19 protein-coding genes and 1 riboswitch are annotated in these 16,889 nt (G+C 66.1%); of the genes, 17 read left to right on the top strand and 2 right to left on the bottom strand.

Annotation, left to right across the window (positions count from 1 at the left end):
- Positions 1 to 28: 28 nt before the first annotated feature.
- Complete coding sequence (gene thiC, locus ASPHE3_RS11625; RefSeq protein ID WP_013601404.1) at positions 29 to 1,858, bottom strand: phosphomethylpyrimidine synthase ThiC; 1,830 nt, start codon at positions 1,856 to 1,858, stop codon at positions 29 to 31.
- Positions 1,853 to 1,960, bottom strand: a riboswitch (TPP riboswitch). (Overlaps the previous gene by 6 nt.)
- A 78-nt stretch (positions 1,961 to 2,038) precedes the next feature.
- Between thiC and ASPHE3_RS11620 the strand changes: the two genes are divergently transcribed.
- The 17 genes from ASPHE3_RS11620 (at position 2,039) to ASPHE3_RS11540 (ending at position 15,386) form a co-directional block, all read left to right on the top strand.
- Complete coding sequence (locus ASPHE3_RS11620; protein WP_013601403.1) at positions 2,039 to 3,121, top strand: amidohydrolase family protein; 1,083 nt, start codon at positions 2,039 to 2,041, stop codon at positions 3,119 to 3,121.
- Between the two features lie 110 nt (positions 3,122 to 3,231).
- On the top strand, positions 3,232 to 4,107 hold the full coding sequence (locus ASPHE3_RS11615) for a VOC family protein (RefSeq protein ID WP_013601402.1): 876 nt from the start codon (positions 3,232 to 3,234) through the stop codon (positions 4,105 to 4,107).
- A gap of 153 nt (positions 4,108 to 4,260) precedes the next feature.
- Positions 4,261 to 4,701 carry a hypothetical protein gene (locus ASPHE3_RS11610; protein WP_013601401.1) on the top strand — a complete coding sequence of 147 codons (441 nt, stop codon included), beginning with the start codon at positions 4,261 to 4,263 and terminating at the stop codon, positions 4,699 to 4,701.
- Between the two features lie 205 nt (positions 4,702 to 4,906).
- Positions 4,907 to 5,329: a 30S ribosomal protein S16 gene (rpsP, locus tag ASPHE3_RS11605; RefSeq protein ID WP_013601400.1), complete on the top strand. Its 423-nt coding sequence runs from the start codon at positions 4,907 to 4,909 to the stop codon at positions 5,327 to 5,329.
- Position 5,330: 1 nt separating this feature from the next.
- Positions 5,331 to 5,573: an RNA-binding protein gene (locus ASPHE3_RS11600; RefSeq protein WP_013601399.1), complete on the top strand. Its 243-nt coding sequence runs from the start codon at positions 5,331 to 5,333 to the stop codon at positions 5,571 to 5,573.
- 108 nt (positions 5,574 to 5,681) lie between these two features.
- Complete coding sequence (rimM, locus tag ASPHE3_RS11595) at positions 5,682 to 6,230, top strand: ribosome maturation factor RimM (protein WP_013601398.1); 549 nt, start codon at positions 5,682 to 5,684, stop codon at positions 6,228 to 6,230.
- A complete protein-coding gene (gene trmD, locus ASPHE3_RS11590) occupies positions 6,231 to 7,043 on the top strand; it encodes a tRNA (guanosine(37)-N1)-methyltransferase TrmD (RefSeq protein ID WP_013601397.1) in 813 nt (270 codons plus the stop codon).
- A 234-nt stretch (positions 7,044 to 7,277) separates the two neighbouring features.
- The gene (gene rplS / locus ASPHE3_RS11585) at positions 7,278 to 7,637 is read left to right on the top strand and encodes a 50S ribosomal protein L19 (protein ID WP_013601396.1); all 360 of its coding nucleotides are present in this window, start codon (positions 7,278 to 7,280) and stop codon (positions 7,635 to 7,637) included.
- An 85-nt stretch (positions 7,638 to 7,722) separates the two neighbouring features.
- The gene (gene lepB / locus ASPHE3_RS11580; RefSeq protein ID WP_013601395.1) at positions 7,723 to 8,400 is read left to right on the top strand and encodes a signal peptidase I; all 678 of its coding nucleotides are present in this window, start codon (positions 7,723 to 7,725) and stop codon (positions 8,398 to 8,400) included.
- The gene (gene lepB / locus ASPHE3_RS11575; RefSeq protein ID WP_013601394.1) at positions 8,401 to 9,246 is read left to right on the top strand and encodes a signal peptidase I; all 846 of its coding nucleotides are present in this window, start codon (positions 8,401 to 8,403) and stop codon (positions 9,244 to 9,246) included.
- A 2-nt stretch (positions 9,247 to 9,248) separates the two neighbouring features.
- Positions 9,249 to 10,034, top strand: a complete 786-nt coding sequence (locus tag ASPHE3_RS11570; protein WP_041652121.1) for a ribonuclease HII — start codon at positions 9,249 to 9,251, stop codon at positions 10,032 to 10,034.
- A 50-nt stretch (positions 10,035 to 10,084) separates the two neighbouring features.
- A complete protein-coding gene (locus ASPHE3_RS11565; protein WP_013601392.1) occupies positions 10,085 to 10,411 on the top strand; it encodes a DUF2469 domain-containing protein in 327 nt (108 codons plus the stop codon).
- A 104-nt stretch (positions 10,412 to 10,515) separates the two neighbouring features.
- Positions 10,516 to 10,872, top strand: coding sequence for a YraN family protein (locus ASPHE3_RS11560; RefSeq protein WP_041652120.1), 357 nt, complete (start codon positions 10,516 to 10,518; stop codon positions 10,870 to 10,872).
- A complete protein-coding gene (locus ASPHE3_RS11555; RefSeq protein WP_013601390.1) occupies positions 10,873 to 12,417 on the top strand; it encodes a YifB family Mg chelatase-like AAA ATPase in 1,545 nt (514 codons plus the stop codon).
- On the top strand, positions 12,414 to 13,616 hold the full coding sequence (dprA, locus tag ASPHE3_RS11550) for a DNA-processing protein DprA (protein WP_013601389.1): 1,203 nt from the start codon (positions 12,414 to 12,416) through the stop codon (positions 13,614 to 13,616). The genes ASPHE3_RS11555 and dprA overlap by 4 nt, the downstream gene beginning before the upstream one ends.
- Before the next feature lie 97 nt (positions 13,617 to 13,713).
- Entirely contained in the window at positions 13,714 to 14,640 is a 927-nt protein-coding gene (locus ASPHE3_RS11545; RefSeq protein WP_013601388.1) for a tyrosine recombinase XerC, read from the top strand.
- A gap of 242 nt (positions 14,641 to 14,882) precedes the next feature.
- On the top strand, positions 14,883 to 15,386 hold the full coding sequence (locus ASPHE3_RS11540; RefSeq protein WP_041652118.1) for a DUF3145 domain-containing protein: 504 nt from the start codon (positions 14,883 to 14,885) through the stop codon (positions 15,384 to 15,386).
- 109 nt (positions 15,387 to 15,495) lie between these two features.
- Here the strand turns inward: ASPHE3_RS11540 and fabF are convergent, their stop codons facing one another.
- Complete coding sequence (gene fabF, locus ASPHE3_RS11535) at positions 15,496 to 16,731, bottom strand: beta-ketoacyl-ACP synthase II (RefSeq protein WP_013601386.1); 1,236 nt, start codon at positions 16,729 to 16,731, stop codon at positions 15,496 to 15,498.
- Positions 16,732 to 16,889 lie beyond the last annotated feature (158 nt).

Genomic DNA, 16,889 nt, shown 5'->3' with positions numbered 1-16,889 from the left:
TGGCCAGCCGGACGGAACCTGAAGGGCCTTAAGCCCGGACTGCCGGTGGAACGCTGAGCTCCGGCAGGTAGACCCTTCCGCCGGCCGCGAGGAACTCCTCGCTCTTGCCCTGCATGCCGGCGGCGGCCTCCGCCAAGGCAGCCTGGGACTGGGCGGACCCGAATTCGTCCCGGATGTCCTGGCTGATCCTCATGGAACAGAACTTGGGCCCGCACATGGAGCAGAAGTGCGCGGTCTTTGCCGGTTCTGCCGGGAGCGTTTCGTCGTGGAACGCCTCTGCCGTGACCGGGTCCAGGGACAGCGCGAACTGGTCGCGCCACCGGAACTCAAACCGTGCCTTGGACAAGGCGTCGTCGCGCTCGTGCGCTGCCGGGTGCCCCTTGGCCAGGTCGGCTGCGTGCGCCGCGATCTTGTAGGTAATCACCCCGGTCTTGACGTCGTCCTTGTTCGGCAGCCCCAGATGCTCTTTGGGGGTGACGTAACACAACATCGCGGTCCCGTACCGCGCGATTTCGGTGGCGCCGATGGCTGAAGTGATGTGGTCGTAGCCGGGCGCCACGTCGGTGACAAGTGGACCGAGTGTATAAAAGGGCGCGCCCTTGCACAGCTCCTGCTGGCGCTCGACGTTTTCCCGCACCAGGTGGAACGGAATGTGGCCTGGGCCTTCCACCATCACCTGGACGTCGTACTCCCAGGCGCGCTGCGTGAGTTCAGCCAGGGTGTCCAGTTCGGCGAACTGCGCCGCATCGTTGGCGTCCGCCGTCGCCCCGGGCCGCAGGCCGTCGCCCAGGGAAAACGCGACGTCGTACCGTGCGAAAATTTCGCAGAGCTCGTCAAAGTGGGTGTAGAGGAAGTTCTCCTGGTGGTGCGCCAGGCACCAGCCGGCCATGATGGAACCGCCGCGGGACACTATGCCCGTGACCCGGTTGGCCGTCAGGGGAACGTACCTGAGCAGGACCCCGGCGTGGATGGTCATATAGTCCACCCCCTGCTCGCACTGCTCAATCACGGTGTCGCGGAAGATTTCCCACGTCAGGGCATTCGCTTCGCCGTTCACCTTTTCCAGGGCCTGGTAGATCGGGACGGTCCCGATCGGTACCGGAGAGTTTCTGATGATCCATTCCCGTGTGGTGTGGATGTCATCTCCGGTGGAAAGGTCCATGACAGTGTCCGCGCCCCACTGGGTTGCCCACTGCAGCTTGTCCACTTCTTCGGCGATCGAACTGGTGACAGCGGAGTTGCCGATGTTGGCGTTGATCTTCACCAGGAACGCCTTGCCGATGATCATGGGCTCGGACTCAGGATGGTTGATGTTGCTGGGGATGATGGCCCGGCCGGCGGCCACTTCGCTGCGGACCAGTTCAACATCGCAGTTCTCCCGCAACGCCACGAACCGCATTTCCGGCGTGATCACGCCCTGCCGTGCGTAGTGCATCTGCGTCACCGTCCGGCCCCCGACGGCGCGGCGGGGCACCGGGCGCGCTCCCTTCCACTCAGCGCTGGCGGCACCGCGGCGGACAGCCGAGCGGCCGTCGTCGAGGAGGTTCCGCTCCCGGCCGCCATACGTTTCCGTGTCACCGCGCCCCAGTATCCAATTCGACCGGAACGGCTCCAGGCCGCGCACGGGGTCGCTGCCCGGCCCGGCGGTCCGGTAGGTCCGGAACGGCTCGTTCGCCAGGCCGTTAGGGGAAGCCTCCAGCGCGATTTCTGTTATTGGAACCCGGATGCCGGAATCGGGGTCTTCAAGGTAGGCGAGCGAGTGCGATTTCAGGGAATGGGTCACCGGGGTGTGGCTGCCGGGCGAAGCCGGCTGCTGGTTCTTTTGGGCAGGGGACAGCGGTTCATTTGGTGTACTCAAGGAATACTCACTTCCTTCGCCGGCATTACCCGGACAGGTTCGACGGTCGCAGGCTGCGTCAGCCCGATCTCAGCCCCTGCAGGGGCACCCGTGTGGTCACCAAGAAGCTACCACAGCCCCCGAATCCTTCGTTGTCACATCGCCGGTGCTAGCCTGTCCGGGCGAGAAAGAGGCAGGTTCATGGCAGAAATCATCCAGTTCACGGGGCCCGTCCTGACGGGACCCGACCGTGAGGAGCGCGGACTGTGGTCCGTCGATGGGAGGCTGACCTTCCGGCGCCCGGCGGAGGTGCCGGACAGCATCCTGGCGGGCTGGGTGCTGCCGGGTTTCGTGGATGCCCATTGCCATATAGGGCTGGGTCCGGGAGGAGCGGTGCACGATGCGGCCGCCGAGGAACAGGCCCGGACCGACCTTCTGGCAGGCACCCTGCTGGTCCGGGACGCCGGCTCTCCCGCAAATACCCGATGGCTGCAGGGGAGGGCTGACGTCCCGCTGCTGATCCGCGCCGGCCGCCATGTTGCCCGGACACGGCGGTACCTGCGTGGCTTCGCAGAAGAGGTTGAACCGGAGGGACTCGTTGAAGCCGTCCGGAAGCAGGCACGGGACGGTGACGGCTGGGTCAAACTCGTGGGGGACTGGATTGACCGGGGCGCCGGTGACCTGGCGCCATCGTTTCCCGCCGCCGTCGTCCGTGATGCTGTGCAGGCCGCCCACGATGAGGGCGCACGCGTTACGGCCCACTGCTTCGCGGAGGAGACGCTCGACGACATGCTGGACGCCGGCATCGACTGCGTCGAGCACGCCACGGGGCTCCTGCCGAGGCACCTTCCCCGGTTCGTGGAGCAACAGGTGCCCATTGTGCCCACCCTGGTCAACATCGCCACCTTCCCGGACATTGCGGCACAGGCCGATCCAAAGTTCCCCGTGTACGCGGCGCATATGCGTTCATTGTGGGAATGCCGGGAGGAGCGTGTGCTGGAGGCGTATGAAGCAGGGGTGCGGATCTACGCCGGAACCGATGCCGGCAGCGTCATCAGGCATGGCAGGATCGCCGACGAAATCCTGGCCCTTCATGCCGCGGGACTGCCCATGCCGGCTGCCCTCAATGCTGCCTGCTGGGACGCGCGGAAGTGGCTGGGTGCCGAGGCCATCGGCGAGGGGGCGCGGGCAGACGTCGTCCTGTGCCGGGAGGACCCGCGGACGACGCCGGGGACCATAAGGGACCTGGCACATGTAGTGCTGGGAGGACGGATCGTGGGATGACCCGTCGTCCTGGGGGCAACCGGAACCAGCACTTGGAATAAATTGAAGCTTCAAGTAATTTTAATAGTGACAGGCCCGCAACCCGAGGGCCCCAGCACCGGGAGTTTCCAATGACCGCAGAAGCCACAAACCAGGATCTTCTACCTGCCGATCTCGCCATGGGCACCGTGATGCTCAAGGTGGGCGACATGAAGGTCATGACGGACTACTACCAGCGCGCCCTGGGCCTGGAGGTCGTGGCGGAGCAGGACGGCGGGCTTTATCTTGGCCGGCTGCAGAAGCCGCTGGTGCACCTGGCACCCGCTCCGGGCCTGAACCTTCCGGGCAGGGGAGAGGCCGGCCTCTTCCATACTGCGCTGCTGTTCGAGAACCAGGCGGACCTGGCCGCCACCATCGCCACCGCCGCCCGGTTTGAGCCCCGCTCCTTCACCGGCAGCGCAGACCACCTGGTCAGCGAGGCCTTCTACTTCACTGACCCGGAAGGCAACGGGATCGAGCTCTACTGGGACCGCCCCCGCAGCAACTGGTCCTGGAACGGCACTGACGTGGTGATGGACAGCCTGGCGCTTCCGCCGCAGCGCTACCTGGAGCAGCACCTCACGGAGGAGTCGCTGGAGCGCCAGCGTGGAACCGTGGCGGGCGTGGGGCACGTGCACCTGCAGGTGGGTGACGTCCAGACGGCCCGCGACTTCTACGTGGGTACGCTGGGCTTCGAAAAGACTGCCGGCTGGCACGGGCAGGCCTTGTTCGTCTCGGCTGGCCGGTACCACCACCACATGGCCATGAATGTCTGGAACAGCCGCGGCGCCGGCCCGCGGAAGGACACGCTTGGCTTGGGGGAGGTCCTCATTGAAGTGCCGTCAGGGGACGACGTCGGCGCTCTTGCCGACCGCCTCAAGGTCGCCGGCGTGCCCGCCCACCATACGGGTGCAGAACTCCGGTTCGAGGATCCGTGGCGCAACAGGATCCGGGTCGCCGTCCGCTGACAGCGGCGTTTCGTGCACCGGCCTGGCGGTCGCATGGGCAGGTGCCGCCGGGCCAACGCCCGGCGGTACCTGTACTAGGCTGAAACCGAACTGCCGGGCGGCGCGCGCTGCGTCCCGGCGCGCCGCACCGTCAACGGAATGAGGGCACTTCCCATGGGCTTCACCGAAATCTTCCTCGCCACCCATGACGCCGCACTTAAGCGTGCAGGCATCCTTGACCAGGCAGGCAACGCCCCCGACGGCGAGGCCGTCCGGATCCCTGGGATCACTGACTTCGAAGTCGAGCAACTGGGGGACCTCGCCGGCACCGCAGTCCACGCCGGCGGTGCAGATTATGAACTGACCATGGTGGACGTGGCCAGCGATTCGCTGCTGGCCGTTCCGCCCGCCATGGTGCGCGCTTTGGCCGACCTGCTGTGCTACGAAACCGAGGGGGAGGGCAACGTCCTGGATGATGTTGCCGAGCAATGGGCAGCCCAGGAGGACATGCCGTTCGACGCCGCCCAGGCACGGACCTACGTCCAGAAAGTGGCTGAACTTGCCGTTGGAATTGACGACTCCGAACGCACCGGACTTTACGTCTGGACCGTCTGAGCCCTTCCCGGCCGCCCCTTCGCCGTGCTGCCGGGGTGCCAAGTCGAAATCCCGACGCTGATCTGGCACAATAAACAGGTACTCGATCTGCGTGGCCCCTCTCTCCGCGTCCGGATCCTGTCCTTCGAGCCCGCAAGTACGGCCCGCCCCACGGGTGCAGAACGCCGGGTTCACCCCCTTTTCTGAAACAGGAGTGACCACAACAGTGGCCGTAAAGATTCGCCTTAAGCGCTTTGGCAAGATGCGCGCACCGTACTACCGCATCGTCGTCGCGGACTCACGCACCAAGCGTGACGGCCGTGCCATCGAAGAGATCGGCAAGTACCACCCCACCGAAGAGCCCTCATACATCGAGGTTGACTCCGAGCGTGCCCAGTACTGGCTGTCCGTCGGCGCCCAGCCGTCCGAGCAGGTCGCCGCGATCCTCAAGATCACCGGTGACTGGCAGAAGTTCAAGGGCCTGCCGGGCCAGGAAGGCACCCTCAAGACCAAGTCTGAGAAGGTAGCCTTCGTTGCCCCGGAGAAGGGCTCCGTGATCATCCCGGAAGCCATCACCAAGAAGGCATCCAAGTCTGATGCTGCCGAAGCACCTGCCGAGGCCGAAGCAGAGACCACCGAGGCTGAGTAGATTGCTGGCAGAAGCGCTGGAACACCTGGTCCGGGGAATCGTTGATTCGCCGGATGACGTCAAGGTCAGCTCCAAGAGTAACCGCCGCGGGGACACCCTCGAAGTGCGCGTTCACCAGGACGATCTCGGACGGGTGATTGGCCGCCAGGGCCGCACCGCGCGCGCACTCCGCACCGTGGTGGCAGCCTTGGCCGGCGGTGAACCGGTAAGGGTCGACGTCGTCGACACCGACCGCCGCCGCTGAGCGCTCGGCAACACCAGTTTTAGCTCCGGCCCCTCCACCCACGGTGGAGGGGCCGGAGTGCTTTCACCAGAACACCGTGGATTAACCACAACCGGAACAGAGGAACACATGCAGCTTCAGGTGGCACGAATCGGCAAACCGCACGGCATCCGCGGTGAAGTGACGGTCCAGGTCCTGACCGATGCCCCTGGCGACCGGTTTGTGCCGGGCACTGAGTTTGTTGTCGAGCCCGCCTCCGCCGGCCCGCTCACTGTGGTCAGTGCCCGCTGGAACAAGGACATCCTGCTGCTGGGCTTCGAGGAGATTGGAACCCGCAATGAAGCGGAGACCCTCCGCGGCGCCAAGCTCTTCATCGAGACCGAGGAGCTGGACGAGGACGACGACGAAGGCTGGTACGAGCATGAACTCGTGGGCCTGGAGGCCCGGGTGGGTTCAAATGTTGTGGGCAAAGTTGCCGCGCTCAACACCGGCACCGCGCAGGACCTGCTCATGGTCACCACCCCGGACGGCGACGAAATCCTGGTTCCGTTCGTCGAGCAGATTGTTCCCGAAGTCAACATCGAGGAAGGCTACATCCTCCTCACGCCGCCGGCCGGCCTTTTCGAGTTGAACGCGGAGGCCGAAGCAGCCCCTGCCGAGCCGGAAGGCAAAGCGTAGATGCGGATCGACGTCGTCAGTATCTTTCCGGAGTACCTGGCACCCCTGGAACTGTCGCTGATCGGCAAAGCCAGGCAGGACGGAATCCTGGACCTGCGTGTCCATGATCTCCGGTCGTTCACCACCGACAGGCACCGGACCGTGGATGACACTCCCTACGGGGGTGGTGCGGGCATGGTGATGAAGCCTGAACCATGGGCGCAGGCCCTGTCCTCGATCGCCGACGACCGCCCGGAAGGGTCGGCCAGGCCAGTCCTGATCGTCCCCTCGCCCGCCGGAGAGCGCTTCACCCAGGCGCTTGCCTACGAACTTGCCGAACAGGAACACCTGGCCTTCGCCTGCGGACGCTACGAGGGCATCGACGAACGCGTGATCGAATGGGCGCGGGATCATTTCGAGGTCCGTCCAGTGAGCCTCGGCGACTATGTGCTCAACGGCGGGGAGGTGGCGGTCCTTGCCATGGTCGAGGCCATCGGGCGCCTGCTGCCTGGCGTTGTGGGCAACCCGGAATCACTGGTGGAGGAGTCCCACTCCGATGGGCTCCTGGAGTACCCCGTCTACACCAAGCCCTCCGTATGGCGGGATCGGGAAGTGCCCGCGGTACTCCTGAGCGGCAACCACGGCAGGATCGCGCAGTGGCGCCGGCACGAACAGTTCCGCCGGACAGCCGAACGCCGCCCCGACCTCCTCGAGGAGTTCGACGCCGGGAAGCTGCCGCGTGCCGACCGCGCGGAATTGCAGGCGCTGGGGTACGACGTGGTCGACGGGCGCCTGCGCCGGCGGCCCGGCAGTGAAGGATCCCGGCAGGACTGACCTGACGGAATTGGCGTAACCTGCCCAGTGTGGCAAAATTAGTCCTTGTGTCTACTGGGTCCGCACCTGCCACAGGGGGAGCGCAACCAACAGCTAAGGCAACCGGCTTCGTCAATCAGCGACCTGGCCGGACCACTTAATTTTCGGCAGCAATCTCCGGCGCTCCAGCAGTGTCCGGGTTTGCCTGCCGTGACCCAAAGTGAATGACCTGTGGCGTTCACCAGGAGTGCAACAATGCATATTCTCGATTCCGTCGATGCAGCCTCGCTGCGCAGCGATGTTCCCGAGTTCCGCGCGGGTGACACCCTCAAGGTTCACGTGAACATCATCGAAGGCAAGAACACCCGTGTCCAGGTCTTCCAGGGCTTTGTCCTTGGCCGCCAGGGCGAGGGCGTCCGCGAAACCTTCACCGTCCGCAAGGTTTCCTTCGGTGTCGGCGTGGAGCGTACCTTCCCGGTGCACTCCCCGATCATCGAAAAGATCGAGGTCGTCACCAAGGGTGACGTCCGCCGCGCCAAGCTTTACTACATGCGCGCACTGCGCGGTAAGGCTGCGAAGATCAAGGAAAAGCGCGACTTCAGCACCGCCAAGTAAGTCCTTCCGGACCTACGAAGGCTGGGCCGCAGCCGTATCCGGCCAGCGCCGGAGCCTACCAGCACCAGCGCCCAGGATACGGACCATGGACCAGACAAAACGCCAGCCCCGAAAATCGGGCTGGCGTTTTGCGTTCCTGGCAGTGGTCCTGGCCATTGCGGTCAGCGGGCTGGTCCGGTCGTTGTGGCTTGACGTCTACTTCATCCCCTCCGAGTCCATGGAACCCCTGTTCCAGGGCGGAGACCGCATCCTGGTGTCCCGGACGGATTTCCGGAACGAGCCGGTCAGGCACGGGGACATTGTGGTTTTTGACGGCCGGGGAACCTTCGCGCCCCTGAACAGCGGCAATGGTCCGCTTCTCGACGCAGCCTCCGCCGTCACCCAGTGGCTTGGCCTGACCGGCAGCGACACCACTTACGTCAAGCGGGTCATGGGACTCCCGGGCGACGCCGTGGCCTGCTGTGACGCCGGCGGACGCGTGACGGTGAACGGCGAACCTCTGGATGAGCCTTACGTTTTCGCAGGGGACGCCCCGAGCACCCAAAAGTTCAGTGCCGTGGTCCCCGACGGGCGGCTGTGGCTGATGGGGGACCACCGCTCACTCTCTGCCGACTCCCGAAGCCTCCTAGGCGCCCCCGGCGGCGGCATGGTCCCGCTGGACAGGGTGATCGGCAGGCCGGTCCAGATCATCTGGCCGCTTGATAGATTTGCTTCAGTACCACGTCCGCCTGCGGCAGGACCAACACCAGAGAACGGACAGTAGATGCCTGAGAACCATGCGCGGGGGCCCGAGCCGCGCCACGACGGCACTCCGGACGCTCCGGCCGAGGCAGCTTCCGCGCCTGCCCGCGGGGAACCGGGGGCTGACGCTCCCGCTGCGCCCCCCGCGCCCGGCAGCCGATCCGCCGCCAAAGCCGCCAAGTCAGGCGGCAAATCCGGTGGCAGCCCGGTCATGGCATGGCTGAAGGAAGTGGCGACGGTGGTGGTCATCGCCGTCGTGCTCTCCTTCCTCATCAAGACGTTCCTTTTCCGGGCCTTCTTTATTCCGTCCGAATCGATGGTCAGGACCCTGGATGTCGATGACCGCATCTTCGTCAACCTCCTCGTCCCTGAACCGTTTTCGCTCAGCCGCGGCGATGTGGTGGTCTTCCGTGATACCAAGGGGTGGCTGCCGCCCGCACCGGAGAAGACCCAGGGGCCGTTCACCTGGGTCCAGGATGGGCTGACCTTTGTTGGACTCCTCCCGGACAATTCCGAGCAGCACCTGGTCAAAAGGGTCATCGGGCTGCCCGGAGACCATGTAGTCTGCTGCGACGCGGACGGTAAACTGACCGTCAACGGGACTGCCATTAACGAGAGCTATGTCAACCCGGCCGAGGTTCCGCAGATCCGCAACTTCGACGTCGTGGTTCCCGAGGGGAAGGTGTGGGTGATGGGCGATAACCGGAACCACTCCGCCGATTCCCGTGCGCACATGGATTCCGACGGCGGGTTCATCGACATCGACGACCTGGAAGGCAAGGCCGCCGTGATTGCGTGGCCGCTGAACCGCATCACAACACTTGACAATTACCCGGACGTCTTCCGGAACGTCCCGGCGGCTCCCTGACCATGCCCGCGGCAGTAAAGGCGAGGTCCGGTTCCACGAAGGTGCTCTCGCGCACCAAGGCGCCCACCCTGCGGCATGAGCGGACTTTCAAGGCGCAGGGCATCCGTTATCTTGCGGGCGTTGATGAAGTGGGGCGGGGCGCGCTTGCCGGCCCCGTCAGCGTTGGCATCGCCGTGGTGGACCTGGAACACCAGAAGCCGCTCGCCGGCGTGCGGGACAGCAAGCTCCTGACCCCTTCCGAGCGCGAACGGCTCGAACCGCTGGTCCGCAGGTGGAGCGTGGCGTCAGCCGTGGGCCACGCCTCCGCGCAGGAAATAGACTCGATCGGCATTATCGCCGCCCTGCGGCTGGCCGGGACGCGGGCGTGGCAGGACATCCTCGCCGCGGGAATCCGCCCCGAAGCGGTGCTCCTGGACGGAAGCCACAACTGGCTTTCCCCGGCAGGACAGCCGTCCCTCTTTGACGAGCCGGTTTTCGAGGCCAGTTGCGACGCCCCCGTGCACACCAAGGTCAAGGCGGACATGCAATGCCTAAGCGTGGCTGCTGCGAGTGTCATCGCCAAGGTGGAACGCGACCGGACCATGCGTGAACTCCATGCTGAATTCCCGGATTTCGGCTGGGACATCAACAAGGGCTACGCCACGGTGCTGCACCGGGACGTCCTCCGCGCTGCCGGGCCCACCCCCTACCATCGGGTCAGCTGGCGCCTGCTCGGCGGGGACCTGCTGGAAGGCGGGCTGCCGGACGGGGATGAGTTGACCGGGGAAGAGTTGGCCGGCGCGGACTGAGGGGTGCTGCACGGGCGCCAGGCGCCCCGCAGATGGTGCAAGATGGAAGCATGAGTGCTGAGGATCTTGAAAACTACGAAACCGACATGGAGCTCCAGCTCTACCGTGAATACCGGGACGTGGTCGGATTGTTCAGCTACGTTGTCGAGACCGAACGGCGCTTCTACCTTGCCAACCACGTGGACCTGCAGGCCCGCAGTGCCGACGGCGAGGTCTATTTCGACCTGACGCTGCAGGACGCTTGGGTCTGGGATGTCTACCGTTCCGCGCGGTTCGTCAAGAGCGTCCGGGTCCTGACGTTCAAGGACGTCAACGTGGAGGAGCTTCCGCGGAACGAGGAACTGGCGCTGCCCAAGGACGTCGATCTCGGCCAGTAGCCCTGAGCCGCAACTATTCCCCCACAGCCACCCCCGATACACATACGGAATGAGCCTCCTTACTTTCGCCTCCGGCCTGCCACAGGCTGGTTGCGGAGGTAGAAATGAGATCGAAAGACCTGTTGGGCCGGCATGGCGAAGACCTCGCCGCCGGTTATCTTGAAGCCCTTGGCATGCTGGTGCTGGAGCGCAACTGGCGATGCCCCGAAGGCGAAATAGACATAGTCGCCCTCGACGGCGGCGCCCTGGTGATCGCCGAAGTGAAGACCCGCCGTTCCCTCGACTACGGCCACCCCTTCGAAGCGGTGGGACGGGAGAAGCTTGCACGGCTCCATCGGCTGGGCGCGGCCTGGTGCCGCGACCGGGAGCTGCGGATGCCGCTGCGGCGGGTGGACGTCATCGCGGTGACGGACGACGGCGGCGGGTCACCTGTGGTGGAGCACCTCAAGGGGGTGGGGTGAATGCCGCTGGGCCGCACCTATTCCATAGCCTTGGTAGGGCTGAACGGCTACCTGGTGGAGGTGGAGGCCGACATTGGCCAGACACTTCCCGCGTTCGTGCTGCTCGGGCTGCCGGACGCTTCGCTCAACGAGGCCAAGGAGCGCATCCGGTCGGCGGCGAAGAACTCCGGCATCCCCTTAAGCCGCAGGAAAATTACCGCCAACCTGATTCCGGCTTCCCTGCCCAAGCGGGGATCCGGGTTCGACCTGGCGGTCACGATGGCGGTGCTGCGGGCTGCCAACGACATCAAAACCACCGGGCGCACGGTCTTCATCGCCGAGCTGGGGCTTGACGGCCGGCTGCGCCCTGTCCGGGGCATCCTGCCCGCTGTGATGGCGGCCGTGCAGGCCGGCTACCAGGACATTGTCGTGGCGCAGGCCAATTACGCGGAGGCGTCGCTGGTGCCTGATGCAAACGTCCGCGGATACCGCACCCTGGCGCGCCTTGCACTGGATTTCGGTGCCGACCCGCAGGAGCTTGCGCTCGATTTCGAGCCCGAAGAGCCGGACAGTGCGGGAGATTCTTCCGCAGATGCCGGAACCTGCCCGGACATGGCAGACGTCTCCGGCCAGGGGGATGCCCGGCGGGCCCTTGAAGTCGCCGCGGCGGGAGCGCATCACCTGCTCCTGACCGGCCCGCCCGGTGCCGGCAAGACCATGCTGGCGGAACGGCTGCCCGGGCTGCTGCCGGACCTCGGGGACCAGGAATCCATGGAGGTGACGGCCATCCATTCGCTGTGCGGGCTGCCGTCATCCTCGGTCCAGCTTCTCCGGCGGCCGCCGTTCGAAAGCCCGCACCACTCGGCCACGGCAGCGGCCATCATTGGCGGCGGCTCAGGGCTGCCCCGGCCGGGAGCCGCATCACGGGCGCACCGGGGTGTCCTGTTCCTTGATGAAGCACCGGAGTATGAGCGGCGTGTGCTGGATGCCCTGCGCCAGCCGCTGGAGAGCGGCGAACTGGTGATCCACCGGTCAGCCGGGACCGCTGCGTATCCGGCCCGCTTCCAGCTGGTCCTTGCGGCCAATCCCTGTCCGTGCGGCAAGGCCTCCGGCAAGGGGCTTGACTGCACCTGCACGCCCGTGATGAGGCGGCGGTACATGGCCCGGCTGTCCGGGCCGCTGCTGGACCGCGTCGACATCCAGCTTCAGGTGGAACGGGTCTCCCTTGCCGACTTCGGGCAGGCGGGGGACGAGGAGGACACTGCCACCGTGGCCCTCCGGGTGGGCCAGGCCCGGGCACGGCAGCTTGAACGCCTGGCGCCGTATGGACTGGAAACCAACGCCCAGGTTCCCGGCCGGATCCTCAGGGGTGAGCTCCGGCTGGCTCCGGCTGTCACCCGCATCCTGGACCATTCCCTGGAGCGGGGCGTGCTGACGGCCCGCGGCTATGACAGGGTGCTTCGCCTGGCCTGGACGCTGTGCGACCTGGGGCACGGGGAGAGGCCTGACCACAACCACATCGGCCAGGCACTGGGGCTTCGGCAGGCAGCGGCGGCCGCAGCATGAAGGCAACAGCATTCAGCACGGACGTGGAACGCCTTGCCCGTGCGGCCCTTTCACGCCTCATGGAGCCGCAGGATGCCGCAGGCCTTGCCCTGGTGCAGCTGGCCGGGGCCGTGGACGCCCTGCGGATCGCCACCGGGCAAGTGGCGCCCGGCCCTGATATCGAGCGGGGAATCACGGAGCTTCTGTCAGACGGTGGACACGCCAGCTGGCCGGGGCTGGCAGCCTCCCTGCAGCGTTGGAGGCCCCGGATTCCTGATCTCGCTCCCGAGCGCGACCTTGCCACCATGGCCCGCATCGGCGGCAGGGTGGTCATCCCGGGCGATGATCTGTGGCCAGGCCAACTGGCCGACCTTGGGATCCAGGAACCACTCTGTCTTTGGTGGCGCGGGCAGGAACAGGCACTTCCCGGAGCTGCCACCTCGATCGCCCTTGTTGGCTCGCGCGACAGTACCAGCTATGGGGCTTCGGTCACGGGCGACCTCGCCTACTCCCTGGCCCAGCGCGGATTCACCGTGGTGTCCGGCGGGGCGTATGGAATTGATGCCCATGCCCACCGCGCTGCCTTGGCCGGGGCGTCCAGTGCCGTCCCCACGATTGCCGTCATGGCCGGGGGAGTGGACCGCTTCTACCCCTCCGGCAACGAGGACCTCCTCAGGGCGGTGTGCAACCAGGGTGCCGTCCTGGCGGAGGTACCCCCGGGATCAGCGCCCACACGCTACCGTTTCCTGCAGCGGAACAGGCTGATAGCTGCCTTAGCCGCCGTGACGGTCGTCGTCGAGGCGCGGTGGCGTTCAGGTGCCCTCAACACGGCACACCATGCTGAGGCGCTCGGCCGTGCCGTGGCGGCTGTTCCGGGGTCGGTGCACAGCGCAAACTCTGCAGGGTGCCACCGTTTGATGCGGGACGGGGGCGCCGTGTGCGTCACCGATGCTGCGGAGATTGCGGAATTGGCGGGACCCAGTGGCTCCGCCCTCCCTGAAGCCCGCCAAGCACAAGCGGCGGTGCAGGACGGGCTCACGCTCGAAGACCTGATCCTCTTGGATGCGCTGCCGCTGCGCTCCACCACGTCCGTTGAAAAGCTCTCGGTGGTCGCGGGGCTTGGCCCGGAGTCGGTCCGCGCCGGCTTGGGCCGGTTGGGGCTGCTGGGTCTCGCCGTCTCGGACCGGGGAGGCTGGAAACGCGGCAAGCCGGCAAGCTGACCGGCCGTCAACCGGCTGGAACGGATCACCCTGCTGCTGCGTATGTGATAGCCGTGTCAGCCACAGTTTTCGGCACAAGAGCTGGGAAAGTAGGAATGTGGAGAATCCGGAACTGCCTGTCGAGCTTGCAGGGGCGCTTGATGCCTTCGCCCGGTACCTGGCCGCAGAGCGTGCCGTGTCGCCGCATACCCTCCGTGGATATGTGGGCGATGTCCGCGGCCTCCTGTCCCACGCCTCCATCGAAGGTGCCAAGCGGTTGGAAGACCTGGAGCTGGGAACCTTTCGGCGGTGGTTGGGCGCGCAAAGCCAGGCGGGGGCGGCCCGGACCACCCTGGCTCGTCGTTCTGCCTCTGTGCGGGTTTTCACCGCCTGGGCGTTGGGGGAGGAGCGTATTGTCGCTGATCCGGCCTTGCGGCTCAAGGCGCCAAAACGTGAGGCATCGTTGCCGGGCGTCCTGCATTCCGGGCAGCTGGCACGGTTGCTGGCGGGCCTGGCCCAGGCGGCGGAGGAGGGGGCGCCCCTTGCGCTTCGGAACCGCGCCATCGTGGAGCTCCTCTATGCAACCGGTGTCCGGGTCGGTGAACTCGCGGGGCTGGACATTGACGATCTGGACCCCGACCGGCGTACTTTGCGCGTCATCGGCAAGGGCAACAAGGAGCGGACGGTCCCCTACGGTGTTCCCGCTGCCCTGGCCGTAGACGACTGGCTTCGCCGCGGCCGTCCGCTCGTCGCCAGGAGCACCAGCGGGCAGGCACTGTTCCTTGGCATGCGGGGCGGGAGGGTGGACCAGCGGCAGGTGCGGACCATGGTCAACGGTCTCTTCAAGGAACTGGGGGATACGTCCGCATCAGGGCCGCACGCGTTGCGGCACTCAGCGGCCACGCATCTGCTGGATGGCGGAGCCGATCTGCGTGCCGTGCAGGAGATCCTTGGCCACAGCAGCCTCGCCACCACCCAGATCTATACCCACGTCTCCGTTGACCGGCTGCGGAAGAGCTACCAGCAGGCCCATCCAAGGGCATGAGCAGCAGCGCTTGAATCGCACTGGCGTAATTTGGTGGGGTACGGCACAATAAGAGTCACGTCCGGCAACTTTCAAGTCCCGCTTGAAGCTAACAGCTTTGTGCGTCACGGCAAGCCCGGACACTGCTATATCTGATACATCTGAATACGGAGGCAGGAACAACAGCTGCAGTGCACGGCACGGGCAGTTCCATCCAGGCAGAGGTCGTTGGGGAAGACGTACCTAGAGCTATGGAGGATGGAATGTCTGTTGCAATGACCCGCGGTGTGCTGTTCGTTCACTCGGCCCCTACGGCCCTGTGCCCTCACGTTGAGTGGGCCATCGGATCCGTCGTGGACAAGCGAACGGATCTTGAGTGGACCCCTCAGCCTGCCGCGCCTGGAATGTTCCGGGCCGAGCTGTCCTGGACCGGTGCCCCCGGCACCGGATCAAAGCTGGCGTCGTCCCTGCGGGGCTGGGCGCATCTTCGCTATGAGGTCACGGAGGAGCCAAGCCAGGGGGTTGACGGCGGGCGCTGGTCCCACACTCCCGAGCTGGGCATCTTCCATGCCGTCACTGACGTTCATGGCAACATCATGGTCTCGGAGGACCGGATCCGCTACGCCTACGAGTCAGGTGCCGGCGATCCCGCCGCTGTGTACCATGAACTCTCGCTCGCCCTCGGCGAAGCCTGGGACGAAGAGCTCGAGCCGTTCCGGCACGCCGCTGAAGGCGCTCCCGTCCGCTGGCTCCACCAGGTGGGCTGACCGCCGTCGACCTGCATGTTCTTCCATAGCAAAGAGGAGGCCCCGCCACATGGCGGGGCCTCCTCTCTATGCCTGCAGGCTGTGCCTGCTCTGATTGTGACGCCGGGCGTTAGACGCTGCGCACCGCAATGACGGCGTTGTGGCCGCCGAAGCCGAACGAGTTGCTCAGCGCCACGATGTTGCCTGCGGGCAGGTCGCGGGCCGAGGTGACCACGTCGAGCGGAATCTCCGGGTCCTGGTTTTCGAGGTTGATGGTGACGGGTGCCTTCCGGTCGTAGACGGCCAGCACCGTGAGTACGGCTTCCACAGCACCGGAGGCGCCCAGGAGGTGCCCCATCTGCGACTTCGTGGCGGAGACGGCCACATTGTCCACGTGGCTTCCCAAGGCGGCGCGGAGCGCTGTGTATTCGGGCTTGTCGCCCACCGGCGTGGAGGTGGCGTGCGCGTTGACGTGCACCACGTCCTCAGGCTGGATACGGCCGTCAAACATGGCCGCCTTCAAGGCACGGGTGGCTCCCAGGCCTTCGGGGTCCGGGGCGGTGATGTGGTAGGCGTCGGCCGTGACCGAGGTACCCGCCAGTTCCCCGTAGATCCGTGCGCCGCGGGCCAGGGCGTGTTCCTCGGCTTCGAGGACCAGGGCGCCGGCGCCTTCGCCCATGACAAAACCGTCGCGGGCGGTGTCATAGGGGCGCGAGGCGCGCTCGGGGTCCTCGTTCCGCCGGGAGAGGGCCTGCATGGACGCAAAGGCGGCCAGCGGCATGGGGTGGATTGCCGCCTCGGCGCCACCGCACATCACCACGTCGGCCTTGCCGGAACGGATCAGGTCCAGTCCCAGGTGGAGGGCCTCCGTTCCTGAGGCACAGGCCGAAACGGGAGTATGGGCACCGGCGCGGGCGCCGAGGTCCAGGCTGACGGCAGCGGCGACACCGTTGGGCATCAGCATGGGAACAGTCATGGGCAGGACCCGGCGGGGGCCTTTTTCCTTGAGCGTGTCCCAGGCGTCCAGCAGGGTCCACACGCCGCCGATGCCGGTGGCAAAGGCGACGGCGAGGCGGTCCTTGTCGACCTCGGTTATGCCGGAATCGGCCCAGGCCTCACGGGCAGCAACAACGCCGAACTGGGTGGAGGGGTCCATCCGCTTGGCTTCTACGCGGCTGAGCACATCCAAGGCAGGGGTGCTGCAGCGCGCGGCGAAGTGGACGGGCAGCTCGTACTTTGCCACCCAGTCGTCCTCCAGGGTGCGGGCACCGGAGACCCCCTTGAGCGCGTTCTTCCACATCGTGGGTACATCGCCGCCGATGGGCGTGGTGGCCCCCAGACCGGTAATGACTACTTTGCGTGTCATGGGATCACTCTTTCGTCGGTGGGAATCCGTCTTCCGGAGGTCCCGCGTTTTGATGATCGGCACCGTTCCGACGGGCGGAAGGTGCCGGAGATGCGGCGGGCTGCCGGTCCGGCCATCCGGACCGGCAGCCCTGCCATGCCGAAATACGGCAAGAAGCC

This window comes from Pseudarthrobacter phenanthrenivorans Sphe3, from assembly GCF_000189535.1.
Classification (GTDB): domain Bacteria; phylum Actinomycetota; class Actinomycetes; order Actinomycetales; family Micrococcaceae; genus Arthrobacter; species Arthrobacter phenanthrenivorans.
The sequence above is the reverse complement of the archived record's forward strand: the minus strand, read 5'-3'. Positions and strand labels throughout refer to the sequence as shown.